This is a genomic window from Streptococcus chenjunshii (assembly GCF_003086355.1).
Lineage (GTDB): Bacteria > Bacillota > Bacilli > Lactobacillales > Streptococcaceae > Streptococcus > Streptococcus chenjunshii.
On the sequence record NZ_CP031733.1, the window covers coordinates 2,155,593 to 2,182,490 of the forward strand.

The window sequence follows — 26,898 nt, forward strand, 5'->3', positions numbered from 1 at the left end:
TTCAGCCCTCCAGATAATATTTAACTGTTTCGTTTAAGTTATAAGTACCGTCCTCCAAAGCATCTGATATTACATAGCCTTGATAGATAGCATTAGCGATCTGTATCGCTTGGTCAGCCGTTGTGCCCATTACAATCATATTCCGCTCAGCAATCTTTTTTAAAATAGCGTGATACAATTTAACTTGACTATCAATATACTTGCTTTGCTCTTTGCTTAAAAGTTCATTTTCCATTTCCGCCTCCTAATCAATAAAAACTTCTCTTCTAGTCACCGGGTCAATCTCTACATATCGGCCTGTATCAAAGTCAATAAAACCTTTGGGATATTCTTTTTTAGGCCGTGGAACTTCTTTCTTGCTGCTAAAAATCCAATTAAATATTTTCATGTTATGCTCCTGTCTTCATCCAGTTTTCGTGGTACCAATCTATGACAGCGTCACGCGGGTATTTTTCTCTTCTGCCTTCAATCCGCGGAAAATTTTCGTGGCAATTAAAACGCATATCAAACGTCTTAACGTCAATTCCTAACATTTTGGCACACTGCTTTTTGTTGAGCTCTAGCGGATAAATCTGCTTTTCATCGCTAACCCTCTGTATGACCTTAAGCATCCGTTCCTGCAATCCAGCCTCGAATTGGTCATAAGCCTTTAAAAATAATTCTTCCATGGTTAAAATCTCCATTTCGTGCTATAATTAAGTAAATAGTTTTTGTTGTGCGGGTGATTTTATCACTCGCTTTTTTTCGTCCTTAAAGCACTGTATCCCCCAGGTCAGGTTTTTTCTCTTCCGACCCTTGGATAATTGCCGACTTTTTGGGTACAACCGTAAAAGTTAGGTTTTTCAACAGTTCTTGTTCTTCTTCTGTCAGTTTCTTTTTCCTCATGCTGGTTCCTTTCTAATTTTGATATAATCATCTCGAAAGGAGGTGATTATATGGACAGTAAAACAATACAAACAATCCTCAACAAGCATAATGTTGATAACTCTGAAAATCTAGCTAATGCACTTGCCGAAGTGCTGAAACGCTTTTCATCAGATACTCGAGCTGCTGAGGATCTTTCAAAGTCTATCGCTGCATACGATAGAACACAACGTCGATTACGTGGAGAAATCGACTAGTAACAGTGCCTCTAGTTTTCTAGGGGCTTTTATTCAATCAATCCTTGAACATCTTCATCTGTTAATTCAACACCTTTAGTCATGCGTTCCTTCTTTCTGGTTAACGCATCACGAAACGCAAAATTTAGATATTCCCAATCTTCGTCAGTGAATTGCTTTCTTAATTCCCAAAATTCTTTGCTTCCTTTTATGCTCATGTTAATTCCTTTCTGTTTTTTAAATCAATTTAACAACTAATTTCAAATAAACATCCGAATAGCTCTCATTAGCTGTGCTTTTTGTTTTGATTGCTTGTACGCCTTTTAATTTCTTACCATTCAAATAAATTCCGTCCTCACGAATTTTAATTTCTTCCATCCCGCTCCTTTCAAGCCCCTTCTTTTATTTTTACGAAATTTTCGTATTTTTTTCCTAAAAAAATATCATCAAATTTGATGTGAAATTTATTCATATATTTTCTCAAAAGTTTCAGACCAATGTCAGAGCTATCTTTTTCAAGTTTAGCAATCGTCTGGTCCGATACATCAAACTCTGCCGCTAGCTCTTTTTGAGTTAATCCGGCAGCAACTCGCATTGACTCAAGTGTCCACTGCACACTCCCACCCCCTTTCTAAATTCAAAACAATACAACTTTAAAACTATCTGAATTCATCTAGACTGACATCTAATGCATCAGCAATCTTTACCATGTTATCAAAATAGACACGCTTAGAACGCCCTGCCTTCAAATCAATCAACACATTCTGATTAATTCCTGCCTTTTTGCTGACTGCATACATTGTAGTCTTTTTTTCTTGCAATATTTTATTAATTTTCTCCCACATTTCACACTCCTTATTTTTTCGAAAAACACTATATATTGTGTTTGTTTGTTTTGTAGGCACAACATATTGACAAAATAATATAATTAAATTACTATATTATTATGAATTATAAACTAGAAATAAAATAAAAACGAATGGAGAGAACTCTCGTGTCACCTATTAATCTAAAAGGCGATTTAACCCCTCTTATTGAATCTTCTAATAAGATCTTAAAGCCTATCAGTGAGGGATTAGCAGGCATATTCGCTTTTGTTTTTCAGAAACCAAGACAATATAATATCACTTCTGAAATTGAATTAGAAGAACTCGCAAAATCTACTAGAAATAAGTATAATGAAATTCCTTATGCTAACCAAACCCTAGCAAATATGAGGCAAATTGGTAAAATTCTAGATGACTCTATCTATCAATTAGACAAAGAGCAATTTAGAGAATATTATGCTGGGTTAATTGCTTCTTCTTGCGATAATCGAAAATGCGTTAAGCCTTTCTACTCCTCTCTCATCAGAGAAATGTCTACTGAAGAAGCCGATTTATTTGAATATTTTTCAAAGTACACCTTTTTATTCGAGATACAAATAACTAGCAGCAATCACTTATTTTCTAACCCTGATTTATATAGGTGGTACTGGCCAAAACGCTACTTCAAAGCCAAAATCAAAGAAAATTTCACAGTTTTTAGAAACTACGATAGACAATCCTTAGAAGAAAACTCTACACCTCTCGAAGATATCTATAAATATGATGAAGCATATTCTGAAAGTTTAGGAATTGAAAGTGCTATTTTGTTCTTATTATCCAAAAAATTAATACAAGAAAATCCAGCATACACTTGTCACCAATTTATTCCTAGTATTAAAAAATTTGTCTTTGATACTGACGAACAAGCTCAGCAACTAGTCAGAGAGAACAAATTCTCTACCCCTAAGGTAAAATTTAATGTCAAACACAAAGTCTACACACTTACTCCAACAGGTGAAGAACTGAAAGATGCTCTCAGCCTTTAATATTCTTAATCGCGGATTCATATTCCTTCTGAGCTCTCCTATAACTATCAATTGAAATATGTAGCCAAGAAGCCGTTAACGTTTCAATTATATATTTCATTGTTAATAACGAAGATAAAATCGATACCATAAAAGAAACAAGAATAACGATAATAATATGCATTTTCTCTCTTTCCACTTAAAATACTAAGCTCCACAACCAAACCAACAGGCCTGCTGTTCCGAGCACTACTAACAAACTGGGTAATAGCCCACCTTTTAAACTAAAACTTACTTCTTTAGATCCGTCAGCTGCCTTATGACTATAGTTGATGTTACCAAATAGCAACTTTTTTAATTTCATAATCGCTCCTTTCTTATGGTTTTGCAGGAAGTCAGCAAATATGCTATACTTAAATATATCCCCCTTAAGGGGAGGGGGCTGCTAACCCCCTACTCAATCAAGTTACCGCTTGATTAAGTATTTGATTTTAAGCTTAAACCAGAGAATCTTTATTTCAAGTTCGAGCTCTCTGTGTTTAGGCTTTTTTGTTTTAGCCATCTGCTGACCTCCTTTTCATTGATTTGTAAGGTCTAGCTCAACCTTACGTAAATAATTATAATACGATTTTTTCGTATTGTCAATAGATTTTCTAAAAAAATATGTTTTTTTCGTATTTTTTTATTGTTAAACTATAAAAATTGTCATATAATGAATATAGTTATAGTTAATGACGGAGGTGAGGTTTTTGGAAAAAGAAGATAGAATGAAAATAATAGCAGATAACATTACTTATTATCGAAAATTAAAAGGAATGACACAAAAAGAACTAGCAGAAAAAATAGGTATTACCCCTAGTACGATGTCTGATTATATGAATTTAAGAAGTGCTCCTTCTTTTGGTATAATCCAAAAGATGGCTGATTTTTTCGGAGTACAGAAATCTGATATTGATACCACTTTTAAAGAAAAAGTTGATAAAAATTCCGATATCCAATCCATATACAATGAGCTTCACCCACCGCGCCAAGAGAAAGTGCTCAATTACGCTAATAAAGAGCTTAAAGAACAGAAAGCTGAAAGTGTAATTGAAGAACCTGTAGAACTATACGAAGTTTTAACCACCACTAAGCTAGCGGCTGGCCTAGGATACGCGTTTAACGACTACGACACGGAAATTGTGTACGTAGATAACAAACCACCTAAGCACGATCTAGCCTCTTTTGTTTACGGAGACAGCATGGAGCCTAAATACCACAGCGGAGATATTGTTTATTTAATCGATAAAGGATTTTCAAGTTATTACGGAGAAATCTGCGCCGTTGCTGTAGGGGATAAAACTTACCTTAAGAAAGTATATACGGAAAAAGGACAGCTAAGATTAGTGTCCATCAATCCGAAATATAAAGATATCATTATTGATTTTCCGCCCGCTGAAGACACGCACATACGCATTTTTAGTGTAGTTGGAACGGACTCTACTGTGGAGATTTAAAGGGAAAGGGTGAATGTAATTGGCGAGACAAAATAAAATGTCACACCGAGAACTAATCAATCATCTTGAAAATAAAGGCGTGACATTTCAGCAGTGCACAAAAGGCCAGGCTATTAATTTCATTGACAGAAATAATTACTACTACAAAATTTCTGCATTTAGAAAAAATTTTACAAAAAGAGGCGATAAATATCAAAATCTTGATTTTGAATATTTAAAAGATTTAGCTTCTCTTGATTTTAGAATTAGAAACATCTTACTCAATATATCAATAAACACCGAGCATTTTATCAAAACTGAGTTGACAAGACAAATTGATAATAATCCTAAAGAAGATGGCTATGATATCGTTAAAAAATTTAAAGATTTTGAAGGTGAGAAGTATTATAAAATAACTTGGCGCAAATTTAAAAAATCTAGATATCAAAATGATATGTATATAAAACGTCGTGATAATGTTCCGTACTGGGTACTTTTGGAGCATATGGATTATGGGTGCTTAATGCAATTCTTAAAAATGTATTATGAAAAATACAAACCGAAATCTCTCAAAAAAGCTTATGAATTAGGTGATAATGCTCGTTTTATCCGTAATGCTTGCGCCCATAATAGTGTCTTTTTGCTCAATATTTTTAAAGACGACAATAAACTAGAAAATGTGAGCGCCTCTGTTACTACACTTGCTTCACAGGCCAATTTACTAAAATACAAAAACTTTAAAAAGGTCAATGATTTATTATCTCTTTTTGCTTTGGCAAAAGTATATTGCTCTCCTGATGTATACAAATATCAAAAGGAGGATATAAAGAATTTTCTAATCCGTTGTCAACGACATAAAGAAGATTATAAGAAAAATATAGAACTCACAAAAATGTTTGTTATTTTTCAAAAAATCGTTGCTATTTTATAGTTAAGTATGTTAGAATGAATGTACGTGTAAGACTGATTAAGTTCAGCGCCCTATACTTCATGCGTGCGTGAAGAAGGGAATTCCACATTCACTGAGTTGGCTGATTAAACATCAGTCAACTTTTTTATGTCGTCAACAATAAAAAGCCCCACACTCTCCGCCGGCAAGCTTGAGTGTAGGACTTCATTCCGTATAGTAATAAAACCTGCTTTGCAGTAGGCCTTTTTACTATACCCATTTTAACAAGAAATGAGGTAGAAAGCAAATGGCATTCTTTAGAAAATTAGACTCAGGCTGGGAGTATCGGATCACCTATCGGGATCAGAGTGGGAAAAAACACGAAAAATCAAAGCGAGGTTTCAAGACTAAAACTTTAGCTAAGATTGCTGCTTCAAAGGTTGAGTCAGAACTTAATTCAAGCGTTTTAGAGCTTATGGATATGCTGTTTTATGATTATTCAAAACAGTGGGCGGAAGTTTATAAAAGGCCTCATGTCACGGCTAAGACCTGGCAAACATACAATAAGAATTTCAGGCACATTAAACACTATTTCGGAAACAAAAAAGTAAAAGACATCACACACACGTTCTATCAGCAGGTGCTCAATGATTTTGGTGCACTAGCAGCCCAACAAACGCTCGATAAATTTCACTACCAAGTTAAAGGAGCGGCTAAAGCTGCTGTCCGTGATGGCGTCATCAAATATAATTTTGCTGAAGGAGCTATTGTTAAATCCCAAAAGCCAAGACGAGCTAAAGAAGATATGTTTTTAGAAGAAAACGAATACTTACACTTAATTGATGTTGCCAGAAGTAAAATGAAATACGCTTCTTATTTCACCATCTATCTTATTGCAGTTACTGGTATGAGGTTTGCAGAAGTGCAAGGATTGACATGGAAAGACATTGATTTTGAAAGTGGATTTATAGACATCAATAAAACTTTTGATTACACGATTTCACAAGAATTTGCTCCAACCAAAAACGAAGCCTCTATTCGAAAAGTGCCTGTGGATAACCGTACAATTGAGCTTTTAAAGGTCTACAAAAACGATTACTACCAGCCAAACCGACTAGAAAGAATTTGCTTTGGCGCATCGAATAATGCCACAAATAAGGCCATTAAAAAAATGGTTGGCAGGACAGCTCCCACCAACCATTCATTGCGGCACACTTATGCTTCTTATCTGATTTTTAAAGGGGTAGATCTCATTTCTGTTTCTCAACTGCTCGGACATGAAAATTTGAACATCACTTTAAAAATTTATGCTCACCAACTCGAAAAACTGAAAGAAAAAAATGACCGTGTTGTTAAAGATATTTTTTCAAAAATCTAAAATTGACGGGTGAAAAGCGGGTGAACAGCCTCAAGTCATTGATATATCAATAGGATAAAAGGAGAGGAGGGGATTCGAACCCCCGAGCCCCGTTAAGGACTACACGCTTTCCAAGCGTGCGCACTCAGCCGCTATGCGACCTCTCCGTCAGAAAGCTGAAAAACAGCTTTTCCACTATTATATCATAATTATTCAAAATGAAAAGACCCGATTGAGTTATGACAGGCCGCCTATGCCATTTCAGTTAGTCAGTCCTCCTGCCCAGCGCCGCGTGCTGAAGCCTTTTACAAAAACTGGGCTTCAACACGATAGATAACCTGCCCCTTTTTGGAAAATTTTTCTTCATACTCGGTCATAACATTATCAGAAAAATCACTGTCATGCAAATCAAGCCAGACCTTATTTAGGAGCATCCCATACTGCGAAAAGCTGACCAGACTGTATTCGAAGAGCGAACGATTGTCTGTTTTAAAATGTATTTCTCCTTTTTGAGGCAAAATATACCGGTAAGTTTCCAGAAAAGTTTTGTAAGTCAGCCGGCGTTTTTCATGCTTTGTTTTCGGCCAAGGATCTGAAAAATTAAGGTAAAGCAGATCAACTTCCTGAGCTGCAAAGTAATTTCTCAAATCGGATCCATCAGCCAAAAGCAGACGGACATTAGCCGCCTGACTGGCTAAAACCTTATCCAGAGCATGACTGAGTACCGACACCTGCATATCAATCGCAATATAGTTGATGTCCGGATGCTTAAGGGCCATCCCCGAAATAAAAGCACCCTTACCTGATCCGACCTCAATATGAATCGGGTTGTCATTGCCGAACAGCTCCCGCCAGTGTCCCTTCATTGCTTCCGGTTGAGAAATGACGAACTGAGGATGACTTTCCAGATGCTCTTCTGCCCCTTTACGTTTTCTTACTCGCATCAGCTTTTCCTAAATAATTCTCTAAATTGCCGCAACCCGTAAATCTCTTGATTCACCTGTTCCATGTCCCGTTTGTCAAAAGATCTTAAAATTTGTGTCAAATAAGAGAGCTGTCCATACCAAAATACTTTTTGCATAACCTTTTCATTGTCTTTATAACCGTAATAGGACAGCCACTCATGCCAGTGTGTCTGCGGGATATAGTGACTCAGCAGATAGGCCACATCATACATACGGTCCGTCAGACGCACAGAGTCCCAATCTACTAGGTAAATCATACCGCTGGTTGTAATAATCCAATTGCTCCTCTTAATATCTCCATGAACAATTGTCGCCACCTCTGAGCGAAATTCCGGTAAATTCCGCTTTAGCTCTTTGACAATCGACTGCAAATAAGTATTTTCCTGAATTTGCAGTGGGGCATTATTCTCCCAGTCCACAAGCAGATCATAAGGGTTTTCAATTCTATAGCTTAACTGCAGAAGCTGGTTAACCAGGGCTCTTGATCGATGAAGCCTATTCAGAACATGAACAATCTGCTTGCTGCCCATATCTTCGCGAGTCAAAATACGGCCGTCAAGCCACTCCTGAGCGCTCATAGTGTCACCGTTGCCCATCCGCTTAGCCCATAATAGCTGCGGGGCAATCTGTTCCTTGGAGAGAGCCGGCAAAATCGGTGTTGTATTAATTTTGACAAAAACCCTCTCTCCATCTGGATAAGTGCCGACATAAGCCTTACCGCTTTCTCCTCTCAAGGGTGTTAAAGTTAAATCTTTATCTGACGAAGTCACTTTGTCCCCTCCTTTTCTTTGTCTATGAATTAGAATAATAATCAGTGTTTATTTTACTTGTTTTACCGTACTTAGTCAATCATCCGCCTTATTTTATAGGGCAGATAAAATTCCGTTAGGACAAGCATTACAGCAGTCAGCAGCCCAGCTCCCTGCCAGGAAAAAGTAAATATCAGTTCTGCCGCCAGCATGCTGTAGGCGATACGTCTTAAAAATTGTCTCAAATTTCTGGCTTTTAGTTCTTGATCAGCCGGAAAAAGAAGCGTGAAATAATTATAATCAAAGTGGTGGTACAGAGCCAACAGCTGAAAAAGCAAAAGATAATTGAACACTAAGGCTAAACCTGCGGCCAGCAAAGGGTTATCAATAAAAATAAGACTCAAAAGACTTAAAACCAGCAAGCGCAGAGCTAAGCTCAGATAATCTGAACTGCGCAGGAAAGCTCGCCAATAAAGGTTTTCCCACAAAGACAGAGCATCCTTTTTTAAAAACACCATCAGTCTGTCTAAATAAGAACGGCGTTTAACACTGACAGAAAGCCCTTTAACGGATGTAAAAAGCGCAAAAAATTTTAAAATTGATTGTTGGCGTTTCTGCTCATATTCAATAGCACTGTCCCATTTTAAACGTCCCTCGGCAGTCCAAAAAATCCCAGCCTTATGCTGGATAATAAACCACTTCAGGACAGCTAAAAAGAATAAAAGCAGGCCCGAATGCCAAAGTGAGAGTCCCAGCTTGAAAAAGACGGGCATCAAAAGCAATATTAAAAACGTCTGCAGAAAGAACCATGCCATAAAGGAGCGTTTCTGGGCCTGAAGAAGCCAAGCCTTTAGCTCAGTTTCCTTAGCCAGTAAGAATTGCTTATCCGCCGGCTCTAAATAGCTGGCAATAGATCCTAAATTCAGAACAATAAGCAGAACAGCTCCTATACCGGCTAACAGAAAGACCGGCCGGTCAGGAAAATCAGTTAGCACATTTCTGTACTGCACTAGAAGAAAACCCAACAGAAACAATAAGACGAGCACAAAATGGTCATTAAAAACATATCGTGCATATTTTTGCAGCCGGGAAAGAAAAAGCCGGCGGCGTTTTTTTAAAACCTGAAACATCCTACACCTCTTTTGTTAAAGCGACATAAATATCATTCAGGCTCGCCCGGTCATCCCCGAATTGTCCGCGAAGCGCCGACAGGGTCCCTGAGGCACGGACTTCCCCTTTATGCAGAATCACAAAACGATCACACATTCTTTCCGCAGAATCCAAAACATGCGTACTCATCAAAATGGATTTTCCTTTTGCTTTTTCATCAGCAAGCAGCTGACTCAGGTCAGCAATTGCCAAAGGATCTAGTCCCAAAAAAGGTTCATCAAAAATAAATAAATCAGGGTCAATCAAAAAAGCACAGATAATCATCACTTTTTGCTTCATTCCCTTAGAAAAACGGCTGGGGAACCAATCCAGTTTATCCTCTAAGCGGAAAAGTTCCAAGTATCTCTGAGCCCGTCTCAGCGCCTCATCTGTATCCATATCGTATGCCATAGCTGTTATTTCCAGATGTTCCTTCAAAGTTAATTCTTCGTAGAGGCTGGGAGTTTCAGGAATAAAGCCGATTTTTTTCCGATAAGCAGTCTGATCCTGATCCAAAGTCAGTCCGTCAATACTGATCTGCCCCTGAAAAGGCGTCAAAAGCCCGATAATTTCATTAATTGTTGTAGACTTCCCAGCCCCATTTAAGCCGATCAAACCCAGCAATTCTCCAGAGCTGACTGAAAAAGAAACATTTTTTAAGACAGGAAGGTGGCTGTATCCGCCTGTAACATTCTCAATTTTTAACATGCGATTTCCCATTAACTTTGATATACTTATACTAAACATTATAACAAATTCATATAGAGAAAGGGAAATAAAATGGAAAACTGCCTTTTTTGTCAGATTGCAGCCGGGCAAATCCCAGCAGCTAAGGTTTACGAAGACGATCAGGTTCTGGCCTTTCTGGATATCTCTCAAACAACCAAGGGTCACATGCTCCTCATTCCTAAAAAACATGTCCGCAATGTTTTGGAGATGGACGGAGAACTCGCACAGACTGTTTTTGCCAGACTGCCTAAACTGGCACGTGCCCTGCAGCAAGCCACTAAAGCCAGCGGCATGAATATCATCAATAATAATGAAGAAATTGCCGGACAAACCGTTTTCCACGCGCACATACACCTTATCCCACGTTATGGCCTTGATGATGGCCTGCAGATTCATTTCACCGCCCATGAACCCGATGGCTCAGCACTCAGCCGGCTGGCAGAACAAATCAGCAGTGAGGTCCGCAAATGAAAGTGAAAAACGTCCTTATGCTAAGTCTTTTGGCCTATACCGGCTATCATGCCTACGCAAACCGTGAGATTATCAAAAGCAGCGCTCTTTCTGCCAAAAAATCGCTGCTTGCGGCTAAAACAGACTGGCACAATATACAGAAAAGTCTGGAAAGAATCACCCAGCAAACGGAAAATCTGCAAGCCATCAATCAGGACTTGACATACAAAGGCCGTGTCTTTAACCAGGAACTTCAGGCACACCTTAAACAGATTGCTGCCGTTCTTGATAAGTATAAAAGCTAAAACCCGCCAACTTGTCTACCCCAAGTCTTTAATCAGGCACCTCTCCTATCTTCAGACTTCTATTAGTGATTTTCTTGATAAATTGGAACACTGCTTCGTTCCTTCCAAAAACGGAGGTAAGTATAGGAAGTCTTAGGGGCTTCTCTATGGTGTCATCGACTGCCTCAGGCTCTAATGCCGCATCGGCTGGCCTTCTGCCTATACTATGTGGAACCTTACCGATCTTTGTACCCTATTTCGAGGACTATTAAAACATACAAAAAAGGAACTGTGACGGTTCCTTTTTTGTATGTTGTTTTCCGCAGCTACCCGCTTTTTAGTAGCCATAACCATAGTAGCCGGAATCTGCTATCCCGCCACCCTGTTCCTGACTGTAACCATAGTCATTCCCAGCCGAGTATGTATCACTGTAAGCAGTGTCCTCTGAGGCACTGTAATCCAAGCCGCTGTCATAATCAGAAGAAGAACCGTAAAGATTTTCATAGAGAGTGGCAGTGGTTTTTGGCTCTTTACTTTCACTCAGACCTAATTCTGATTTTATCCGATTTTGAATTTCCAATATATGTTCACTTGTGACGACCTGATAAGAAGCTCCATCCAGCATAGCATCCTCGCCTTTGAGCTGCTGAGAGGATATATTCCTTAAAGCATCGGAATAATTCATCAGCTGGGGCAGTGTGCTGGTCGAAATTTCAATATTAGTCTGCATATTGCTGCTTACAGCCGAAAGAATTTTCTTATAGGAGCTGACACTATTAAGAGCCAGCAGCTTATCCATCACCTTTTGAATCACTTCACGCTGACGCTTCTGCCGGCCGTAATCGCCATCAGGATCATCGTAACGCATGCGGGCATAGACCAAAGCCTGCTCGCCATTAATCTTATGGGTTCCAGGCTCCACTGTAGCCGTATAAGCCGGTTCATTTTCTGATATAGAAATTGGAAAATCAAATTCATTTGTAACCGTGATACCGCCGACAGCATCAACTAAGTCCACAAGCCCCTGCATGTTAATCTGCATATAATAATCTATATCGATATCCAGTAAATCCTGAACCGTCATAATAGCCATCTGAGCTCCGCCCGAAGCATAAGCAGCATTCAGCTTGGCTTCCGCTCCAGTCATATCATTGTCCTCAGGTCCAGACAAAGTAATCAGAATATCCCGTTCGAGGCTGGTCATTGTTGTTGACTTGGTCTGCGGATTCACAGTAACTAAAATCATAGAATCGCTGTTCCCTTCCCACTGAGAGTCCCGGTCTGCGCTGCCAGTATCCACCCCCATCAGCAGGATTGAAAAAGGTTTTGTCTGCTGAATCGCTTCGCTGTTAGAACCTGTGTCAAAATCTTTGAAAGTCTTTGCCAGCTCACTGTTGGAAAAACTTAGAGCATCAGTAACATAGATGCCGGCAGCTACAAGAGTTGTCAGAAAAATAGCAAGCAGCATCAGCAAAATTTTTTTACCAAGTTTCATAGTCGTTTTTTAATCTATCAGTTTACTCATCAGATAAACATCAAGAAATTCTCCGTTTTCTGTTTTTATACCACGTTTTTTAGTGCCTTCTGTTACAAAACCAAATTTTTTATAAATGTGAACAGCCGCTGCATTGCGCTTCTGTACTGTTAATTCCAGCCGCCGAATCACTTGGCTGTGCTCTGCCCAGTCAACAGCCGCTTCCATTAACAGCTGTCCAACGCCGTATCCCCAATACTTCTGCAAAACAGCCGTAAAAAGGTAGCCAATATGGGCTGTACGATGATGGGAATCGCTGGAAATAATCAGAATACCTGCTAAATCATTGTCCAGTTTAGCTGTTAAACAAATCTCATTCAAACTTTCTGCTTTCTGTGAAAGAAAAGCGGCCATCTGAGCTTCTGTCGGCACAGTCTCTTCAGAAAATTTTGTTAAAAATTCTGTTTCGATCAAGACTCGGTCTAAAAGAGCAACAACAGCTCCAGCATCTTCAGGCTGAGCCTCTTCAACCAGTAATTCTTTTTGAGTCACTTCTAATCTCCTCAAGCAAGCGGCCTGACACGTCCCCATGACTGACAAAATCCAGTTCACGACCGGTTTCTTTTTTAGTGATCAGTACTTCTAAATAATCGTCCAATACAGCATCAGCTAAAAGCTCGCCCCATTCAATGACGGTCACACCGTCACCATAGAGAAAGTCATCCAAATCAATCGAATCTGGATCATCCCCTATCCGATAAACGTCTAAATGGTAGAGAGGAAGCCGTCCCTGATATTGACGGACAATCGTATAAGTCGGGCTTTTGACCATCTGACTGACTTCAAGCCCCAGAGCCAAGCCCTTAGTCAAGGTCGTCTTGCCGGCACCAAGCTCGCCTGTCAGAACAAGCACCTGTCCCTTTTGTAATTTTTGACCGATTTGTCTACCGATGGCAATCAATTCATCTTCAGTGCGACTGTAAAACATAGCCTTATTATATCAAAAAAAGACACTTCTTCCAACTCCTAGACAGCAAAATAAATCGTTTCTGAAACTTGGTTTACTTTTTCTTTTCTTGTACTGGGAGTGGTGCTGAACACTTCTTATTAACCGCCTCTACCTCGAATCTGCCGTTTTTATAAGAAGTTTCCGACAGACTTTTGCCTTTAATTCCACACAAAAAACTCCTTCTGACCGTTTTGCTTTCCAGCTCAGTATCAGAAGGAGGTCGTCATAAAAGTTAATCGAAAGGACAGCACCTGTCAAACAGTGGTGTTATTCTACAAAACAGCTAAACTAATAAAATTGAGAATAAAGAGGATATCCAAGATCCAGATAACAACAGAAACACTAGCGGCCTGCCCCTTAAAAATTTTAACCAGCGTATAGAAAATAAAACCAGCCGCAATGCCGTGTGTAATACTGTAAGCAAAGCCCATAAAGATCGATGTGAAGAAAGCAGGTATAGCTTCACTAATATCATGCCAGTCAATATTTTTAAGATTCGACAGCATCATTATCCCAACAATAATGAGAATCGGGGCTGTTGCAGCATTAGGGACTATAGCCAACAAAGGACTAAACAAGCTGGAAACAGCAAAGAGTACAGCAACTGTCAAAGCTGTTAGACCTGTCCGGCCGCCTGCACCAATCCCAGCAGCAGATTCAACATAAGTTGTAACATTTGAAGTGCCGGCAATGGCACCAACCGTTGTCCCCACTAAATCAGAAAAGAGTGCCCGATCCAGTCCTTTTGTTCCTTTTCCTCCCTCTTCTGCAGTCACAATTCCAACTTTTTCACCGGTCCCAATCAAAGTACCGATAGTATCAAAAATATCTGTCAGAGAAAAAGCAAGAATAGCCATTAAAACCTCTGGAATCCGGCCGGCATCTCCAAATAAAGAGCCTAGTCCCTGATGCCCTAAAGCCACTCCAAAAACAGATTTTAATTCACTAAAAGCTGTGCCAACATTATTGGAACCAAAATCAATACTGGAAAGGTCAACAACACCGGCAAAAATAGCAATGACGGTAGTTAAGGCAATAGAAATAATGACACCGCCCCTAATATTTTTAATCACAAAGAAAGCCGTAATAACCAAACCGACAATCGCGACCACAACAGCCGGATTGGTGAATTCAACCAGCCCGGGCGTTGCTGCTGAATTGGCAGTAATAGAAGCCAGACCTTCTTCAGCCCCCTTTCCGGCAACACTGTAAGTTCCCGGATCAATGGAAAATTTCAGCAGTCCGGCATTTTTTATCCCCACATAGGCCAAAAAAACACCAATCCCAGCTGAAATAGCGGATTTTAGTGCCGCCGGAATAGACTCGATAATCATTTTCCGAACTTTGGTTACCGTAATAACAATAGAGATAAGACCGCAGAGAAAGACCATAGCCAAGGCTTCTTGCCAGCTGTAGCCAAGCGCAAAAACGACAGTGTAAGTAAAAAATGCGTTAAGTCCCATACCAGGTGCCTGAGCATAAGGCATGTTAGCATAGAATGCCATCATCAATGTCCCTGCAACCGCACCGATAATAGTCGCCAGAAAGACACCTTGAGCAGGCATGCCGGTCTGTGACAGCATCGAAGGATTGACAAAGAGAATATAAGACATAGCAAAAAAGGTTGTCAGCCCTGCAGTGATTTCAGTGCGAACATCTGTCCCATGTTCTTTAAGCTTAAAAAACTTTTCCATTTTTTAATGATTTCTCCTTTATTTACGAACGATAAAATCATTTTACTACACAATCGTTCATTTTTCAACAAAGCAGGATAAATTTCTTTTGCTCACTTAAGCAGACTGTCCGCTAAAAAACAAGAGACTAATTTATTCTTCAGAGTTTCCTGCTCTGTTTATCCTAGTCATCCCCTAATAAAATGAGCAGCATTAGCTGAATGAAGGTCAAGCCTAGAATAAACGGAATATTGAGACTGGCAAACTGACCAAGAAACTGACTGAAGATGCCGGCGGGATTGCTGATAAATTCAGACCAGACGAGAAGACCGCTCCTGCCAGCTTCTATAAAAAAACTGGTTGTCAGGGCAAAAAAAGGCAGCAAGAAATAATATAAATACCGATTAGGTTTAAAACTTTTCAGCAGCAGCCGAAAACTGAGAACCGCAGCAATCAAAGTAAAAACAAGAGCTGCCAGATAAGTGAAGAAGGAAAAAGTCCCCTCTGAGCCCATTAACAGAGCACTGTCCCAGGACAAATCAGCTAGGCCAATTAAAGTATTAAAAATATGAGGGTAGGCAAAACACCAAATAAGCAAAGCCAGCAGCCGAAAAAGCCTTTTTTGAGAATACTGGGCAACAAAGCCCATTTCTAAACTGACCGCAGCAAAAATGAGGTCAGACAGCAGGTTTTCAGCAGGCGGCTGGTAGATAAAAACAGCGATGAAAACCGAAACAGCAAAGAAATGAACCAGAATAACTCTACGCATTAAAATACTCCAATCTGTACTGTTTATTATATCACAGAAAAAACGGCTTTTTCATTATTCTTCTTTTTCCTGATATGTTATAATTTTCAGTATGACGAAAAAAATGATTGCAATTGATTTAGACGGGACACTTCTGCACAGCGATAACACTATTTCAGCTTATACAGCTGAAGTTATCAGAAAAGTGACTGCCAGCGGCCATATCGTTGTCATCGCCACAGGGCGGCCGTTCTCTATGGCAGCAAATCACTACTATCATTTAGGATTAAAAACACCAATGATCAGCTTTAACGGGGCTTTGACACATATCCCCGACCGGCGCTGGTCGCAGGAGCTCAGCATAACGATTGATAAACGATATTTGTTTGAAGTATTAAACCAAAAGCAGGCTTTTGCCGCTGATTTTATCGCCAGCGAATATCGGAAAAAATTTTACATCACAATGGATAATCCTGGAAGTATCAGACCAGAACTCTTTGGTGTAAAAGAAATTACTGACAAAATGCGTCTGGATCCTCGAAAAATCACACAAAATCCAAAAGGGCTCTTAATGCAGACACGGCATGAAGACAAATATGCCTTGGCAGCTGAAATGCGCCGCTATTTCAACGATGAAATGGAAATCGATTCCTGGGGCGGCCCGATGAATATTCTGGAATTTTCGGCCAGAGGCGTCAACAAAGCTTTTGCCCTTAAGCATCTGCTGAATGTCTATAAACTGACTAAAGAAGAGCTGATTGCTTTTGGTGACGAACACAATGACACAGAAATGCTGGCTCTGGCCCGAACCGGCTATGCTATGAAAAACGCCAACCCTATCCTTCTGCCTTATGCGGATGAGCAGCTCTCCTTTACCAGTGAAGAAGACGGCGTCGCAAAACAATTAGAAAAATTATTTTTATAACCTAAAGTCAAGGCAGGCAGTCTGGCCGTTTAGCTTCCAGCAGCGCTTTTATCAATTTTCAGCAGGAAACAAAAGCCAGTTCATCACATTTACACACATGGTGATAAGCCCTCAGTCCCGCACAGCTGGCCGGCAAATACCAGAGAGAATAATAGCCAGTCAGCTGCTGTGAACTGTTATTAAACTGAGCACTGTAAGCGTAAGGCACTTGTCCCGCTTCCCGGTTTGTTCTCCGATTTCACTGTATGCTTTTTGAACAGTATTTATATTTTCAAGAGAAAAGCCGCTGCAAATAACATATTAATTTGTTATCTATCTTAGAATTTTTCAAAAACTTTCAAATAAAGACAAAACAGCTGCATGAAAATGATAGCTTTTTTTGTTTCTTGAAAATTTTTCTCAAAATTCTATTGCTTTTTCATTGAAAACGTTTTACAATTAATATGTTCTTAAATTTCCCTAAATTAAAAAAGAATTGCCAAAATAAGCTGCTTCCCGCTAAGAACTGGATAATATCCAGGGCTGCCGTTTACTTTGGAAGGAGATTATTCTTTTTCATTTTAAGGAAAAATATAAATAAGGAGGAAGAACAAGAATGGGTATCGGTATTATCATTGCCAGCCACGGTAAATTTGCCGAAGGCATCCACCAATCCGGTTCAATGATCTTTGGCGATCAGGAAAAAGTCCAAGTCGTCACTTTTATGCCAAGCGAAGGACCGGATGATTTGTATGCACATTTCAACGATGCCGTCGCACAATTCGATGCTGACGATGAGATTCTCGTACTGGCTGACCTTTGGAGCGGTTCACCGTTTAATCAGGCCAGCCGCGTCATGGAGGAAAATCCAGAACGCAAAATGGCTGTCATCACCGGCCTCAATTTGCCAATGCTTATTCAAGCCTATACAGAGCGTATGATGGACGCTGATGCAGGGGTTGAACAGGTTGCTGCAAATATCATAAAAGAGGCCAAGGATGGGGTCAAGGCTCTGCCTGAAGCTCTTAATCCTGCCGAAGCACCTGAAGCTGCTCCTGCTGCGCAAGAAGCTCCACAAGGAGCAATTCCGGAAGGAACCGTTATCGGAGACGGCAAGCTTAAGATCAATCTAGCCCGTGTCGATACACGTTTGCTGCACGGACAGGTTGCAACCAACTGGACGCCTGCTTCAAAAGCAGATCGGATCATCGTTGCTTCAGATACTGTATCACAGGATGAGCTGCGCAAAGGCTTAATCAAGCAGGCCGCTCCCGGTGGGGTAAAAGCCAATGTTGTCCCAATCAAAAAATTAATTGAAGCAGCTAAAGATCCACGCTTCGGTAATACGCATGCGCTTATCTTATTTGAAACACCGCAGGAAGCTCTTGAAGCTATTGAAGGCGGAGTTCCGATAACCGAACTGAATATCGGTTCAATGGCCCACTCGACCGGAAAAACAATGGTCAATAATGTCTTATCAATGGATAAGGATGATGTAGCCACATTTGAAAAATTGCGCGATCTTGGCGTTAGTTTTGATGTCCGCAAAGTTCCAAACGATTCTCCGAAAGACTTGTTTGAACTGATTAACAAGGCAAACGTCCAATAATCATTGTATATCGAAAAAGAAAGGATATATCATGTCAGATATTTCAATTATTTCTGCAATCCTAGTTATCATCGTTGCCTTTTTTGCAGGGCTCGATGGTATCCTGGACCAATTTCAACTGCACCAGCCTTTGGTGTCCTGCACACTTATCGGTCTTGTAACCGGACATTTAGAAGCCGGAATTATCTTAGGCGGTTCTCTGCAGATGATCGCACTCGGCTGGGCTAATATCGGAGCTGCAGTTGCACCTGATATTGCTTTAGCTGCCAGTGCAGCTGCCATTATTATGGTTAAAGGCGGGGACTTCACTCAGCGCGGTATCAGCGTCGCTACAGGCGTTGCCATTCCTCTTGCTGTTGCCGGTCTGGCACTTACCATGATTGTCCGCACCTTATCAGTTGCCGTTGTCCATACGGCTGATGCTGCTGCTAAAAACGGCAACATCAAAGCTGTTGAGCGTGCCCATTATGCTGCTTTGCTGATGCAAGGCCTGCGTATCGCTCTGCCTGCTGCCCTTCTGCTCGCTCTTCCGACTTCAAGTGTTCAAAGTATGCTTGGTGCGATTCCTGATTGGCTGGCAGACGGCATGACAATCGGCGGCGGTATGGTCGTTGCTGTCGGTTATGCTTTGGTTATTAACATGATGGCAACTCGTGAAGTTTGGCCATTCTTTGCCCTTGGTTTTGTATTTGCAGCCCTCAGCGAGCTGACACTGATTGGTCTTGGGGTTATCGGTGTGGCTATTGCTCTTATCTACCTTAACCTGTCTAAACAAGGCGGTTCTTCAGGAAATGGCGGCAGCAGCAGCGCTTCAAATGACCCAATCGGCGATATCCTGGAAGATTACTAAGAAGGAGGGAGATCAATAATGGCTGAAAAAATTCAATTAACACAATCAGATCGTCAGAAAGTTTGGTGGCGTTCAACCTTCCTTCAAGGATCTTGGAACTACGAACGTATGCAAAACCTCGGCTGGGCTTATTCCTTAATCCCAGCAATTAAAAGACTTTATACTAAAAAAGAAGATCAAGCGGCTGCTTTGGAACGCCACTTGGAATTCTTTAATACTCATCCATATGTTGCTGCACCTATCATTGGTGTAACGCTTGCTTTGGAAGAAGAACGTGCTAACGGTGCTGAGATTGACGATACCGCTATCCAAGGGGTTAAGATCGGTATGATGGGACCTTTGGCCGGTATCGGTGACCCAGTCTTCTGGTTTACAGTTCGTCCAATCCTCGGAGCGCTGGGTGCTTCTCTGGCTGCATCCGGCAACATTCTGGGACCAATCATTTTCTTCCTCGGCTGGAACCTCATTCGTATGGCTTTCCTATGGTATACTCAGGAATTCGGCTATCGTGCTGGTTCAGAAATTACCAAAGACCTCTCGGGCGGTATTCTTCAGGATATCACTAAAGGCGCTTCGATTCTCGGTATGTTTATTCTGGCTGCTCTGGTACAGCGCTGGGTAAGCATCAGTTTCACTCTTAATCTGCCGTCTACTCAGCTTTCTGAAGGTGCCTATATCGAATTCCCTAACGGTGCTGTAACAGGCGGTAAACTGCAGGAAATCCTCGGACAAGTGGCTGATGGTCTCAGTCTGACTCAAGAACAGACTAATACCCTACAAGGACAATTAGATTCCTTGATCCCTGGGTTAATGGGACTTCTTCTCACCCTCTTCTGTATGTGGCTGCTTAAGAAGAAAGTTTCGCCAATTACAATTATCATCGGACTCTTTATCGTCGGTATCGTCCTTCACGTTATCGGCTGGATGTAATCCATCTGAAAAGTGATGACAAAAAAGAAGGCTGCAGCCTTCTTTTTTTGATATAATAGAATGAGTGACAAGGCCGAAAATGGCAGACTGCCCTTATCTGTGCGGGCAGCCTCTTATTTTGTTCATTTCCGGGCATCCTTTCTATCTTAAAGGAACTGAACACGGCCTAAACGCTGTGTAAAAAAGAGACGCAGTCGCAGGAAGCGCAGGCTGGTGTACGAATGTGGCTACTCTGTGAGTAGGCCCACCCTTGAGTCTTTGGTGACTCGGCGGTCAGGCTCCTATTTTTACTTTGTGTTTTTCACGGCCTTTGTATCTTAATATAAGGAGAGTTTTATGGCACAATCTCTTAATACTAAAGTTGATTACAGCGGTAAGGGGGTGTCTTATCTGGGATTTGGCGGCAAAGTCGGAAAATTTTTAATCGGCGATAAGGCACTTGAATTTTATAATGATAATAATGTTGAGCATTACATCCAAATTCCTTGGTCATCTATTAATCAAATCGGGGCTAATGTCTCTCAAAAAAAGATTAGCCGCCATTTTGAAATCTTTACCGATAAGGGGAAGTTCCTTTTTGCCTCTAAAGATTCAGGGAAAATCCTTAAAATCGCCAGAGAACATATTGGCAATGACAAGGTTGTTAAGCTGCCAACTTTGTTACAAACTATTGGACAGTCCCTGAAGAAAATATTTAACTCAAAAAAAACTGAGTGAAGCCACCCCAAATTTTTTTCTAATGGAACTGAACACGGTCTAAAATCCTAATGAAAAAGACGCCTGCCATCATGATGCAGAGCATATTGCAAAACAACCCAGTCATAGATGTCTGAAGGCTTTGTCGTCTTGACAGCCGACCGCACCCTTCTAGTCATCTTGACAGAGGTGCGTCTGCGAAATCATAGATTTCGGACTTACCGCCAGTCGTAGACGTCTGAAGGCTTTGTCGTCTTGACAGGGGTGCGTCTGCGAAATCAAAGATTTCGGACTTACCGCCTTTTCATACGGATTTTTTCACGGCCTTTGTATCTTGTTATGAAATCATGTAAAAAGGGCTCATTGTCAACTGTAGTGGGTGACTTATAGCTAAGCACGAGAGGAGACAAAGTTCGTCTCCTCTTTTGCTATGTTCAAAGCGATAAGGATGCGAGTTTTAAAATTGTCAAAGTTCCGAAAACCAAAGGCATTACGCTTGATGTCCTTGATGAGTTTGTAGCCTCAAGTTTGGCGTTAGAATAGGGCATCTGTATGGCGTTTGTAACGTATTTTTTATAGCGAACAAGTGTGGCAAGAGTGGTTCTAAAGGTTTGATTAAGGTGTGGGAAAGCTTCTGTTATCAGGTCAAAGAAACAGTTAGCGTTTTTCTCTTGCAAGTGGAAAAGCAGGAGCTGATAAAGGTCATAGTAGCCCTGTAATTGAGGGACAAGCTGGAAGATTTTGGTCAAGCATTCTTTTGGTGTCAGGGTCTCCCTAAAAGTTCTTGAGTAAAAACGGTTCAAAGAACGTTTTCGGCTGTCTTTCAAGACCAGTTTCCAGTAGTATTTGAGGGCACGATATTCCAGAGATTTCTTGTCAAACTGTTTCATGAGTTGAATGCGAGTGTGATTAAGAGCTCGGCTAATATGCTGTACGATGTGAAATCTATCAAGAACGATTTGAGCATTAGGAAATAGAGTTTTGATAAGAGGAATATAGCTGCCAGACATATCAACGGTAACGCTTTTAACGCTGTTTCTAGCCTTTTTAGAGTACTTAAAGAAATGATTGCGAATGGTTGTTTGTGTCCGATTATCCAGGATCGTGATGATTTTCTTGGTTTCACAATCTTGAGCAATGAAGGCTAGTTTACCCTTTTGATAAGAAAATTCATCGATGGAGAGGAGCTCAGGCAGATGATAAAAGTCTTCTTTGAAGGTGAATTGCTTGAGCTTACGATGGACAGTTGACGTTGAAACAGCCAAGTTCTGAGCGATGTGTGTCAGAGCATCACGTTTGATCAAGCCTTGTGTGATCTTTTGTCTAACAGGTTCAGCGATTTGGCAGTTTTTCCGAACCAAGTTAGTCTCAGCGACTGTAACTCTGCGACAGCTTTTGCACTGGAAACGACGCTTTTTGAGTTTGATAAGACTAGGAAATCCAGCAATTTCAAGGTATGGAATCTTTGACGGCCTTTGGAAGTCGTATTTTATCTGCTTTCCCCCACAAGTTGGACAAGATTTAGGCTCATAATCAAGCCTAGCCCAGACCTCAATGTGTGTTTGACACTTAAAAACTTTATTCAGAGTAATGTTTTTATCTTTAATTCCAATCAATTCTGTAGTATGATAGAGTTGTTCCATATGAATCTTTCTAATGAGTTGTTTCAACGCTTTTCATTATAAGTCATATGGGACTTTTTGTCTGCATTAAAAAGCCCTATAATCTTCGCAGTGGATTTACCCACTACAGAAATTATAGAGCCATAAAAGTGAACCTTCAAACTGAGGTTCACTTTTAGTTTTTGCACAAATTGTCTGCTTTATACAACCTGTCTGTTATCTATTGGGCAGACAAATTCACTGTCCAAAGGGAAAGAGCCGGTCTAATCGAGCTGCCAGCTGCTGTATTCTCAGAAACCTAAATAGTTTTAAGCGAAAAAGTTCTACTAAAGCGGATATGGCAAAAATAAGAACTGCCGTTCCTAAAATCAGCAAGGGAAAGAGCATAATTGGGGCATCAACAAAAGGAATAAAAACATCACGCATCCAAAAGCGTACCATTAAAGGGTTGAGATGAAACAGATAAACCCCTAAGGTTGTTGGAGCAAATCGTTTAATAAAAGCAAAAAAACGGCCCCCTTCTTTTATTTCCAGATTCGCACAGAGGATAAACAAAGCGACAGAGCCTGCCAGCAAGCTCGGAGACGTGTACCAGTACCAAATATCGCCGATTAAAAATTTCATGGTAAAGGTCACCAAAATTGACGCGCTGTAAATCAAGATCAAGTTCTGTGTCTTAAATCGTTTTTTCAAGTCAAGACGGCTGAGATAGGCTCCAATAATATAAAGGACAATCAGCCAATTCATACTGAATCCCTTGGCAAAAGAAAACTCATCAACTTTAGTGTTGAACAAAGCCGGCATGACTGAGAAAAAAAAGATTGCTACAAAAACAAGGTGTTTCAAATCTTTCTTGCTCAGCTTTACAAGGGCAGTATTCAGCAGAGGCATAAAAACAAGGAGACCAAAATAAGCCGTAATATACCAATACTGCCCCGTTATCACTGGGAAAAAAGCGCCCAGCCAGTCACCGCCGCTGAGGGTCTGCCCAGCTGCAGCAAAGATTAAGGTCAGACCGATGGTGTAAAAAAACACCTGCAGCCACAAGGACAGCGCCTTAGAGTACCTGTAAGCAGACCTTAAGCCTACATAGCCGCTAATCAAAGCATAACAGTTAACAGCGCCGTAAGCTGTGACTTGAATCAGCCAGGTCACCCAGTAGTAGATATCAATATCACCTTGTACTTCATCTCGTATACCCCCTTTTCCCAAAATATGCGTAATAATAATCATTACCATAGCGAAAATACGCAAAAAATCAATTCCTGCATTATAAGAGGAAACTTTTAACTCTTTTGTCTTCATAATATCTCATTTTATCATAATCTGTTATTTTCAGACATATCAATCTGCTTACAATTTTTAAGTTTACTTTTCAGTAAATTTTTTATATAATAGCAACAACGGATAAGTAAGATTTTTTTCTTTTTCAGAAAATCTGCGTTTGCTGTGAGCAGATAAGAAAAAAATATGAAATTCTACCGTGAAAGCAGTTTAATAAGCAAGTAAGTGCACAAAAATGTGAAGCTGGATGGAACCGCGCAGAAGCGCTCCAGCACTGCCGTTTCTGTGTGCTTTTTTCGTTAGCAGCTAAACTTTTTAATAGCTTTCTTTGCCAAACTGCACTGCCAATGCGCTTTGGCGCAAAAATGCTCCCATCTATTTTTAGGAGGAAATATATGTTAGATCTGAAACATATCCGAACAAACTTTGATGCTCTTGCTTCTGACTTAGCCAACCGCGGTGTTGAAGTTGATATTTTACATAAGCTCAAAAAACTTGACGAGCAGCGGCGCAGTCTGCTTGTCAAAACGGAGACAGCTAAAGCTGAACGCAATACAGCCTCTGCCGCTATTGCACAGGCCAAGCGTCAAAAAGAAGACCCGTCAGAAGCCATTTCAGCCATGAAAAAACTAGCTGCAGAAATTAAACAGTTTGACCATGAATTGGCTGAAATCGAAGAAAAACTTCAGACCATTCTCTGGGAGCTTCCTAATATCCCTGCTAAAGATGTTCCGGTTGGGGCAGATGAGTCAGATAATGTCGAAGTACGCCGCTGGGGAAAACCGAAAGACTTTGATTTTGACATAAAAGCGCATTGGGATATCGGTGAAGCATTAGAAATCCTTGACTGGGAAAGAGGCGGTAAAGTAACCGGCTCACGTTTTCTTTTTTATAAAGGGCTAGGCGCCCAGTTAGAGAGAGCTGTCTACAACTTCATGCTGGATGAGCATGCTAAAGAGGGCTATACAGAGGTCATTCCTCCTTACATGGTTAATCATGAGTCGATGTTTGGCACTGGTCAGTATCCTAAATTTAAGGAAGATACTTTTGAATTAGCGGCATCTGATTATGTTCTTATTCCTACCGCTGAAGTACCTCTGACCAACTATTATCGAGATGAAATTCTAGATGGTAAGGACCTTCCGGTTTATTTTACAGCTATGAGTCCTTCATTTCGCTCAGAAGCTGGTTCAGCCGGCCGCGATACTCGGGGATTAATTCGGCTGCATCAATTTCACAAAGTCGAAATGGTTAAATTCTCCAAGCCGGAAAACTCCTATGATGAGCTGGAAAAAATGACAGCCAATGCCGAAAATATTCTTAAAAAACTTGGCTTGCCTTACCGAGTTATCGTGCTCTGTACTGGTGACATGGGCTTTTCAGCTGCTAAGACTTATGATTTAGAAGTTTGGCTGCCAGCCCAAAACACTTACCGAGAAATTTCCAGCTGTTCAAATACGGAGGATTTCCAAGCCCGACGCGCGCAAATCCGCTACCGAGACGAAGCAGACGGTAAAGTGAAATTGCTGCATACCCTCAATGGTTCCGGATTGGCTGTCGGCCGTACTGTAGCAGCTATTTTAGAAAATTACCAAAATGAAGACGGTTCTGTCACAATACCGGAAGTCCTGCGTCCTTACATGAAAGGCACAGACAGGATTCCCCTAAAACCATAAGTGGCTGACAGTACTGACACAAAAACAAAGGAATCTATGACAAAGTCCAGATTCCTTTTTACGGCTCTATAATTTCTGTAGTGGGTAAATCCACTGCGAAGATTATAGGGCTTTTTAATGCAGACAAAAAGTCCCATATGACTTATAATGAAAAGCGTTGAAACAACTCATTAGAAAGATTCATATGGAACAACTCTATCATACTACAGAATTGATTGGAATTAAAGATAAAAACATTACTCTGAATAAAGTTTTTAAGTGTCAAACACACATTGAGGTCTGGGCTAGGCTTGATTATGAGCCTAAATCTTGTCCAACTTGTGGGGGAAAGCAGATAAAATACGACTTCCAAAGGCCGTCAAAGATTCCATACCTTGAAATTGCTGGATTTCCTAGTCTTATCAAACTCAAAAAGCGTCGTTTCCAGTGCAAAAGCTGTCGCAGAGTTACAGTCGCTGAGACTAACTTGGTTCGGAAAAACTGCCAAATCGCTGAACCTGTTAGACAAAAGATCACACAAGGCTTGATCAAACGTGATGCTCTGACACACATCGCTCAGAACTTGGCTGTTTCAACGTCAACTGTCCATCGTAAGCTCAAGCAATTCACCTTCAAAGAAGACTTTTATCATCTGCCTGAGCTCCTCTCCATCGATGAATTTTCTTATCAAAAGGGTAAACTAGCCTTCATTGCTCAAGATTGTGAAACCAAGAAAATCATCACGATCCTGGATAATCGGACACAAACAACCATTCGCAATCATTTCTTTAAGTACTCTAAAAAGGCTAGAAACAGCGTTAAAAGCGTTACCGTTGATATGTCTGGCAGCTATATTCCTCTTATCAAAACTCTATTTCCTAATGCTCAAATCGTTCTTGATAGATTTCACATCGTACAGCATATTAGCCGAGCTCTTAATCACACTCGCATTCAACTCATGAAACAGTTTGACAAGAAATCTCTGGAATATCGTGCCCTCAAATACTACTGGAAACTGGTCTTGAAAGACAGCCGAAAACGTTCTTTGAACCGTTTTTACTCAAGAACTTTTAGGGAGACCCTGACACCAAAAGAATGCTTGACCAAAATCTTCCAGCTTGTCCCTCAATTACAGGGCTACTATGACCTTTATCAGCTCCTGCTTTTCCACTTGCAAGAGAAAAACGCTAACTGTTTCTTTGACCTGATAACAGAAGCTTTCCCACACCTTAATCAAACCTTTAGAACCACTCTTGCCACACTTGTTCGCTATAAAAAATACGTTACAAACGCCATACAGATGCCCTATTCTAACGCCAAACTTGAGGCTACAAACTCATCAAGGACATCAAGCGTAATGCCTTTGGTTTTCGGAACTTTGACAATTTTAAAACTCGCATCCTTATCGCTTTGAACATAGCAAAAGAGGAGACGAACTTTGTCTCCTCTCGTGCTTAGCTATAAGT

General features: G+C 40.6%; 32 protein-coding genes, 1 tRNA gene and 2 pseudogenes. 14 read left to right on the forward strand and 21 right to left on the reverse strand.

The window, feature by feature from the left end; translation table 11 throughout:
• Position 1: 1 nt before the first annotated feature.
• From DDV21_RS10370 to DDV21_RS12010, 4 genes are all read right to left on the reverse strand, one after another.
• Positions 2-235 carry a hypothetical protein gene (locus DDV21_RS10370; RefSeq protein WP_116878140.1) on the reverse strand — a complete coding sequence of 78 codons (234 nt, stop codon included), beginning with the start codon at positions 233-235 and terminating at the stop codon, positions 2-4.
• Positions 236-244: 9 nt separating this feature from the next.
• Entirely contained in the window at positions 245-388 is a 144-nt protein-coding gene (locus tag DDV21_RS11800) for a hypothetical protein (RefSeq protein WP_162886314.1), read from the reverse strand.
• Between the two features lies 1 nt (position 389).
• A complete protein-coding gene (locus DDV21_RS10375) occupies positions 390-668 on the reverse strand; it encodes a DNA-binding protein (RefSeq protein ID WP_116878139.1) in 279 nt (92 codons plus the stop codon).
• A gap of 82 nt (positions 669-750) precedes the next feature.
• Positions 751-885: a hypothetical protein gene (locus DDV21_RS12010; protein ID WP_259293361.1), complete on the reverse strand. Its 135-nt coding sequence runs from the start codon at positions 883-885 to the stop codon at positions 751-753.
• 50 nt (positions 886-935) lie between these two features.
• Between DDV21_RS12010 and DDV21_RS10380 the strand changes: the two genes are divergently transcribed.
• Entirely contained in the window at positions 936-1,121 is a 186-nt protein-coding gene (locus DDV21_RS10380; RefSeq protein ID WP_116878138.1) for a hypothetical protein, read from the forward strand.
• Positions 1,122-1,150: 29 nt separating this feature from the next.
• Here the strand turns inward: DDV21_RS10380 and DDV21_RS11805 are convergent, their stop codons facing one another.
• From DDV21_RS11805 to DDV21_RS10390, 4 genes are read right to left on the reverse strand one after another with little or no spacing between them, the layout of a single operon-like run.
• The gene (locus DDV21_RS11805) at positions 1,151-1,318 is read right to left on the reverse strand and encodes a hypothetical protein (RefSeq protein ID WP_162886315.1); all 168 of its coding nucleotides are present in this window, start codon (positions 1,316-1,318) and stop codon (positions 1,151-1,153) included.
• Between the two features lie 19 nt (positions 1,319-1,337).
• On the reverse strand, positions 1,338-1,478 hold the full coding sequence (locus tag DDV21_RS11810) for a hypothetical protein (RefSeq protein WP_162886316.1): 141 nt from the start codon (positions 1,476-1,478) through the stop codon (positions 1,338-1,340).
• A 10-nt stretch (positions 1,479-1,488) separates the two neighbouring features.
• Positions 1,489-1,716 (reverse strand): helix-turn-helix transcriptional regulator, encoded by a 228-nt coding sequence (locus DDV21_RS10385; protein ID WP_116878137.1) that lies wholly within the window; start codon positions 1,714-1,716, stop codon positions 1,489-1,491.
• A 43-nt stretch (positions 1,717-1,759) separates the two neighbouring features.
• Complete coding sequence (locus tag DDV21_RS10390; RefSeq protein WP_116878136.1) at positions 1,760-1,945, reverse strand: helix-turn-helix domain-containing protein; 186 nt, start codon at positions 1,943-1,945, stop codon at positions 1,760-1,762.
• Positions 1,946-2,094: 149 nt separating this feature from the next.
• Here DDV21_RS10390 and DDV21_RS10395 point away from each other — a divergent pair, with 149 nt between their 5' ends.
• Entirely contained in the window at positions 2,095-2,952 is an 858-nt protein-coding gene (locus DDV21_RS10395; RefSeq protein ID WP_162886317.1) for an Abi-alpha family protein, read from the forward strand.
• Positions 2,953-3,130: 178 nt separating this feature from the next.
• Here the strand turns inward: DDV21_RS10395 and DDV21_RS11815 are convergent, their stop codons facing one another.
• A complete protein-coding gene (locus tag DDV21_RS11815; protein ID WP_162886318.1) occupies positions 3,131-3,295 on the reverse strand; it encodes a hypothetical protein in 165 nt (54 codons plus the stop codon).
• Positions 3,296-3,680: 385 nt separating this feature from the next.
• Between DDV21_RS11815 and DDV21_RS10400 the strand changes: the two genes are divergently transcribed.
• The 3 genes from DDV21_RS10400 to DDV21_RS10410 all read left to right on the forward strand — a co-directional run bounded on the left by DDV21_RS10400 (position 3,681) and on the right by DDV21_RS10410 (position 6,673).
• Positions 3,681-4,427, forward strand: a complete 747-nt coding sequence (locus DDV21_RS10400; RefSeq protein ID WP_241964677.1) for a LexA family transcriptional regulator — start codon at positions 3,681-3,683, stop codon at positions 4,425-4,427.
• A gap of 19 nt (positions 4,428-4,446) precedes the next feature.
• Positions 4,447-5,337, forward strand: a complete 891-nt coding sequence (locus DDV21_RS10405; RefSeq protein ID WP_116878133.1) for an Abi family protein — start codon at positions 4,447-4,449, stop codon at positions 5,335-5,337.
• A gap of 265 nt (positions 5,338-5,602) precedes the next feature.
• A complete protein-coding gene (locus DDV21_RS10410; RefSeq protein WP_116878132.1) occupies positions 5,603-6,673 on the forward strand; it encodes a site-specific integrase in 1,071 nt (356 codons plus the stop codon).
• Positions 6,674-6,732: 59 nt separating this feature from the next.
• Here the strand turns inward: DDV21_RS10410 and DDV21_RS10415 are convergent.
• The 5 genes from DDV21_RS10415 to DDV21_RS10435 form a co-directional block, all read right to left on the reverse strand.
• Positions 6,733-6,819 (reverse strand) — tRNA-Ser (locus DDV21_RS10415).
• A gap of 138 nt (positions 6,820-6,957) precedes the next feature.
• Entirely contained in the window at positions 6,958-7,596 is a 639-nt protein-coding gene (gene trmB, locus DDV21_RS10420; protein WP_116878131.1) for a tRNA (guanosine(46)-N7)-methyltransferase TrmB, read from the reverse strand.
• Entirely contained in the window at positions 7,596-8,387 is a 792-nt protein-coding gene (gene ccrZ, locus DDV21_RS10425) for a cell cycle regulator CcrZ (RefSeq protein ID WP_116878130.1), read from the reverse strand. Before ccrZ ends, trmB begins: the two co-directional genes overlap by 1 nt.
• 71 nt (positions 8,388-8,458) lie before the next feature.
• Positions 8,459-9,496 carry an ABC transporter permease gene (locus DDV21_RS10430; protein ID WP_116878129.1) on the reverse strand — a complete coding sequence of 346 codons (1,038 nt, stop codon included), beginning with the start codon at positions 9,494-9,496 and terminating at the stop codon, positions 8,459-8,461.
• A gap of 1 nt (position 9,497) precedes the next feature.
• Entirely contained in the window at positions 9,498-10,223 is a 726-nt protein-coding gene (locus tag DDV21_RS10435; protein ID WP_116878128.1) for an ABC transporter ATP-binding protein, read from the reverse strand.
• 72 nt (positions 10,224-10,295) lie between these two features.
• On the opposite strand from DDV21_RS10435, the gene DDV21_RS10440 reads away from it, so the two are divergent.
• Complete coding sequence (locus DDV21_RS10440; protein ID WP_116878127.1) at positions 10,296-10,715, forward strand: HIT family protein; 420 nt, start codon at positions 10,296-10,298, stop codon at positions 10,713-10,715.
• Positions 10,712-10,999 (forward strand): chemotaxis protein, encoded by a 288-nt coding sequence (locus DDV21_RS10445; protein WP_116878126.1) that lies wholly within the window; start codon positions 10,712-10,714, stop codon positions 10,997-10,999. The genes DDV21_RS10440 and DDV21_RS10445 overlap by 4 nt, the downstream gene beginning before the upstream one ends.
• Before the next feature lie 316 nt (positions 11,000-11,315).
• Here DDV21_RS10445 and lytR read toward each other — a convergent pair whose 3' ends face one another.
• The 5 genes from lytR to DDV21_RS10470 all read right to left on the reverse strand — a co-directional run bounded on the left by lytR (position 11,316) and on the right by DDV21_RS10470 (position 15,903).
• Positions 11,316-12,473 carry a glycopolymer--peptidoglycan transferase LytR gene (lytR, locus tag DDV21_RS10450; RefSeq protein ID WP_116878125.1) on the reverse strand — a complete coding sequence of 386 codons (1,158 nt, stop codon included), beginning with the start codon at positions 12,471-12,473 and terminating at the stop codon, positions 11,316-11,318.
• A gap of 9 nt (positions 12,474-12,482) precedes the next feature.
• A complete protein-coding gene (locus DDV21_RS10455) occupies positions 12,483-13,004 on the reverse strand; it encodes a GNAT family N-acetyltransferase (RefSeq protein ID WP_116878124.1) in 522 nt (173 codons plus the stop codon).
• On the reverse strand, positions 12,979-13,440 hold the full coding sequence (gene tsaE / locus DDV21_RS10460; protein WP_116878123.1) for a tRNA (adenosine(37)-N6)-threonylcarbamoyltransferase complex ATPase subunit type 1 TsaE: 462 nt from the start codon (positions 13,438-13,440) through the stop codon (positions 12,979-12,981). The genes DDV21_RS10455 and tsaE overlap by 26 nt, the downstream gene beginning before the upstream one ends.
• A gap of 293 nt (positions 13,441-13,733) precedes the next feature.
• Entirely contained in the window at positions 13,734-15,155 is a 1,422-nt protein-coding gene (locus DDV21_RS10465; RefSeq protein WP_116878122.1) for an NCS2 family permease, read from the reverse strand.
• A 163-nt stretch (positions 15,156-15,318) separates the two neighbouring features.
• The gene (locus DDV21_RS10470; RefSeq protein WP_116878121.1) at positions 15,319-15,903 is read right to left on the reverse strand and encodes a hypothetical protein; all 585 of its coding nucleotides are present in this window, start codon (positions 15,901-15,903) and stop codon (positions 15,319-15,321) included.
• 91 nt (positions 15,904-15,994) lie between these two features.
• Here DDV21_RS10470 and DDV21_RS10475 point away from each other — a divergent pair, with 91 nt between their 5' ends.
• The 5 genes from DDV21_RS10475 (at position 15,995) to DDV21_RS10495 (ending at position 20,892) form a co-directional block, all read left to right on the forward strand.
• The gene (locus DDV21_RS10475) at positions 15,995-16,807 is read left to right on the forward strand and encodes a Cof-type HAD-IIB family hydrolase (RefSeq protein WP_116878120.1); all 813 of its coding nucleotides are present in this window, start codon (positions 15,995-15,997) and stop codon (positions 16,805-16,807) included.
• A 595-nt stretch (positions 16,808-17,402) separates the two neighbouring features.
• A complete protein-coding gene (locus tag DDV21_RS10480; RefSeq protein ID WP_116878119.1) occupies positions 17,403-18,395 on the forward strand; it encodes a PTS sugar transporter subunit IIB in 993 nt (330 codons plus the stop codon).
• 31 nt (positions 18,396-18,426) lie between these two features.
• The gene (locus DDV21_RS10485) at positions 18,427-19,245 is read left to right on the forward strand and encodes a PTS mannose/fructose/sorbose transporter subunit IIC (protein WP_116878118.1); all 819 of its coding nucleotides are present in this window, start codon (positions 18,427-18,429) and stop codon (positions 19,243-19,245) included.
• A gap of 18 nt (positions 19,246-19,263) precedes the next feature.
• Positions 19,264-20,175, forward strand: coding sequence for a PTS system mannose/fructose/sorbose family transporter subunit IID (locus DDV21_RS10490; RefSeq protein ID WP_116878117.1), 912 nt, complete (start codon positions 19,264-19,266; stop codon positions 20,173-20,175).
• 336 nt (positions 20,176-20,511) lie between these two features.
• Complete coding sequence (locus DDV21_RS10495; RefSeq protein ID WP_116878116.1) at positions 20,512-20,892, forward strand: DUF956 family protein; 381 nt, start codon at positions 20,512-20,514, stop codon at positions 20,890-20,892.
• A 369-nt stretch (positions 20,893-21,261) separates the two neighbouring features.
• Here the strand turns inward: DDV21_RS10495 and DDV21_RS10500 are convergent.
• Together DDV21_RS10500 and DDV21_RS10505 are read right to left on the reverse strand one after the other, a co-directional pair.
• Positions 21,262-22,514: pseudogene (locus DDV21_RS10500) on the reverse strand (ISL3 family transposase).
• A 216-nt stretch (positions 22,515-22,730) separates the two neighbouring features.
• On the reverse strand, positions 22,731-23,798 hold the full coding sequence (locus tag DDV21_RS10505; protein WP_116879144.1) for an acyltransferase: 1,068 nt from the start codon (positions 23,796-23,798) through the stop codon (positions 22,731-22,733).
• 374 nt (positions 23,799-24,172) lie between these two features.
• Here DDV21_RS10505 and serS point away from each other — a divergent pair, with 374 nt between their 5' ends.
• Both serS and DDV21_RS10515 read left to right on the forward strand, forming a co-directional pair.
• A complete protein-coding gene (gene serS, locus DDV21_RS10510; protein ID WP_116879143.1) occupies positions 24,173-25,453 on the forward strand; it encodes a serine--tRNA ligase in 1,281 nt (426 codons plus the stop codon).
• A gap of 184 nt (positions 25,454-25,637) precedes the next feature.
• A pseudogene (locus tag DDV21_RS10515) lies at positions 25,638-26,890 on the forward strand (ISL3 family transposase).
• The last annotated feature ends 8 nt before the right edge of the window (positions 26,891-26,898 follow it).

What these genes read in the sequence shown, in the direction of transcription:
- DDV21_RS10380 (WP_116878138.1), top strand. Translation starts at nt 936, where the DNA reads ATGGACAGTAAAACAATACAAACAATCCTCAACAAGCATAATGTTGAT.
- DDV21_RS10445 (WP_116878126.1), top strand. Translation starts at nt 10,712, where the DNA reads ATGAAAGTGAAAAACGTCCTTATGCTAAGTCTTTTGGCCTATACCGGC.
- DDV21_RS11800 (WP_162886314.1), bottom strand. Translation starts at nt 388, where the DNA reads ATGAAAATATTTAATTGGATTTTTAGCAGCAAGAAAGAAGTTCCACGG.
- DDV21_RS10470 (WP_116878121.1), bottom strand. Translation starts at nt 15,903, where the DNA reads ATGCGTAGAGTTATTCTGGTTCATTTCTTTGCTGTTTCGGTTTTCATC.
- DDV21_RS10370 (WP_116878140.1), bottom strand. Translation starts at nt 235, where the DNA reads ATGGAAAATGAACTTTTAAGCAAAGAGCAAAGCAAGTATATTGATAGT.
- DDV21_RS10495 (WP_116878116.1), top strand. Translation starts at nt 20,512, where the DNA reads ATGGCACAATCTCTTAATACTAAAGTTGATTACAGCGGTAAGGGGGTG.
- DDV21_RS10430 (WP_116878129.1), bottom strand. Translation starts at nt 9,496, where the DNA reads ATGTTTCAGGTTTTAAAAAAACGCCGCCGGCTTTTTCTTTCCCGGCTG.
- DDV21_RS11810 (WP_162886316.1), bottom strand. Translation starts at nt 1,478, where the DNA reads ATGGAAGAAATTAAAATTCGTGAGGACGGAATTTATTTGAATGGTAAG.
- DDV21_RS10390 (WP_116878136.1), bottom strand. Translation starts at nt 1,945, where the DNA reads ATGTGGGAGAAAATTAATAAAATATTGCAAGAAAAAAAGACTACAATG.
- serS (WP_116879143.1), top strand. Translation starts at nt 24,173, where the DNA reads ATGTTAGATCTGAAACATATCCGAACAAACTTTGATGCTCTTGCTTCT.
- tsaE (WP_116878123.1), bottom strand. Translation starts at nt 13,440, where the DNA reads ATGTTTTACAGTCGCACTGAAGATGAATTGATTGCCATCGGTAGACAA.
- DDV21_RS10485 (WP_116878118.1), top strand. Translation starts at nt 18,427, where the DNA reads ATGTCAGATATTTCAATTATTTCTGCAATCCTAGTTATCATCGTTGCC.
- DDV21_RS11805 (WP_162886315.1), bottom strand. Translation starts at nt 1,318, where the DNA reads ATGAGCATAAAAGGAAGCAAAGAATTTTGGGAATTAAGAAAGCAATTC.
- DDV21_RS10505 (WP_116879144.1), bottom strand. Translation starts at nt 23,798, where the DNA reads ATGAAGACAAAAGAGTTAAAAGTTTCCTCTTATAATGCAGGAATTGAT.
- lytR (WP_116878125.1), bottom strand. Translation starts at nt 12,473, where the DNA reads ATGAAACTTGGTAAAAAAATTTTGCTGATGCTGCTTGCTATTTTTCTG.
- DDV21_RS12010 (WP_259293361.1), bottom strand. Translation starts at nt 885, where the DNA reads ATGAGGAAAAAGAAACTGACAGAAGAAGAACAAGAACTGTTGAAAAAC.
- DDV21_RS10465 (WP_116878122.1), bottom strand. Translation starts at nt 15,155, where the DNA reads ATGGAAAAGTTTTTTAAGCTTAAAGAACATGGGACAGATGTTCGCACT.
- trmB (WP_116878131.1), bottom strand. Translation starts at nt 7,596, where the DNA reads ATGCGAGTAAGAAAACGTAAAGGGGCAGAAGAGCATCTGGAAAGTCAT.
- DDV21_RS10375 (WP_116878139.1), bottom strand. Translation starts at nt 668, where the DNA reads ATGGAAGAATTATTTTTAAAGGCTTATGACCAATTCGAGGCTGGATTG.
- DDV21_RS10435 (WP_116878128.1), bottom strand. Translation starts at nt 10,223, where the DNA reads ATGTTAAAAATTGAGAATGTTACAGGCGGATACAGCCACCTTCCTGTC.
- DDV21_RS10440 (WP_116878127.1), top strand. Translation starts at nt 10,296, where the DNA reads ATGGAAAACTGCCTTTTTTGTCAGATTGCAGCCGGGCAAATCCCAGCA.
- DDV21_RS10490 (WP_116878117.1), top strand. Translation starts at nt 19,264, where the DNA reads ATGGCTGAAAAAATTCAATTAACACAATCAGATCGTCAGAAAGTTTGG.
- DDV21_RS10410 (WP_116878132.1), top strand. Translation starts at nt 5,603, where the DNA reads ATGGCATTCTTTAGAAAATTAGACTCAGGCTGGGAGTATCGGATCACC.
- DDV21_RS10475 (WP_116878120.1), top strand. Translation starts at nt 15,995, where the DNA reads ATGACGAAAAAAATGATTGCAATTGATTTAGACGGGACACTTCTGCAC.
- DDV21_RS11815 (WP_162886318.1), bottom strand. Translation starts at nt 3,295, where the DNA reads ATGAAATTAAAAAAGTTGCTATTTGGTAACATCAACTATAGTCATAAG.
- DDV21_RS10480 (WP_116878119.1), top strand. Translation starts at nt 17,403, where the DNA reads ATGGGTATCGGTATTATCATTGCCAGCCACGGTAAATTTGCCGAAGGC.